At 61.5% G+C, this 1,021-nt stretch carries 1 protein-coding gene; it reads right to left on the bottom strand.

Annotated elements, in window-relative coordinates; translation table 11 throughout:
* Positions 1 to 966 (bottom strand): transcriptional regulator (locus tag NZU74_20125; protein ID MCS6883637.1); only part of this gene is annotated, 966 nt, incomplete at its 3' end.
* Positions 967 to 1,021: the final 55 nt, after the last annotated feature.

The following is a 1,021-nucleotide window of genomic DNA, read 5'->3' as shown; positions in this document are numbered from 1 at the left end:
ACCACGATAGAGTTGGAGCGCAGCTTGGGCGCTGCGGCGGGCAAAATCGGGATCAGTTGTAGTCTGCGCACCGCTGGCGCGCAACTCAAACTCATCAACATCAATCCACGCACCAAACGAGGGGGCAAAACTGTAGGCCAAACCCTGCCGGCGAATAAAAAAAGGCGGCACACGCGGCGGGCGATGCGGTTCGAGAGCCGCATTAAGCGTATTCAACGTCACCTTAAATTGGCGCTCGGCGGCTTCGAGATCAGCGTCAGGCCAGAGCCATGCACAAATCTGCTCGCGCTGCACCCAATTACCGCGCATTGTCAGCAACAATTGGAAGAGCTGGCGCGCCTTTTCGCGTTGCCACTCGCGAGCTTGTATCTCTTGATTACCGCGCCAGACCCGAAACGCCCCCAGCATCTGCACGCGCAGCGTAAAGCCGGGATGGTAATCATCCACCGTATCATCGGCAGCAATTGAGGGGAAGCCCTGCCGCAACAGCCGAGCGGCCGTATCGCGGTGGGCCGGCATCGTCCGCGCGCGCAACAACAACGGCACTAGCGCGGCAATGTCACGCGGGCCGAAAAGGCTGGGGCCGATCAAGACATTCTCATAGCCGTGCTCAACTGCTTCCCGCATCACCTGATCGACCAGCGGATCAACCGTAGCGGTGCGTCCGGCGCGCAAGGAAGCCAAGGCGCGCCACAGATGGACGAGAAACAGACCGAAGGTATCGTGGCCGGCTTGGAAGCGTTGCTCAGCCTGATCAAGCCACTCGGAGCCACGCGGATCATCGGCGACCAGCGTGACACTGCCAAGCGCGAGCAACATCAAGGCTGCTACCCACTCATCGCCAGCGGAAGCGGCCAACAACAACCCTTCGCGGGCATCGGCTTCGGCGCGGGCCAGATCGCCGGCGTGACCATGGAGCAAGTACAAGCAATGGTAGCCTTCGGCGCGAGTGCGGGGCACCGTCACCTGTTGTAGCAGGCGCAAGCCGCGGCTGTAATGCTGGCGCGCAGCGTGATCATCG

The sequence above is a fragment of the Chloroflexaceae bacterium genome (assembly GCA_025057155.1).
Classification (GTDB): Bacteria; Chloroflexota; Chloroflexia; order Chloroflexales; family Chloroflexaceae; genus JACAEO01.
The sequence above is the reverse complement of the archived record's forward strand: the minus strand, read 5'-3'. Positions and strand labels throughout refer to the sequence as shown.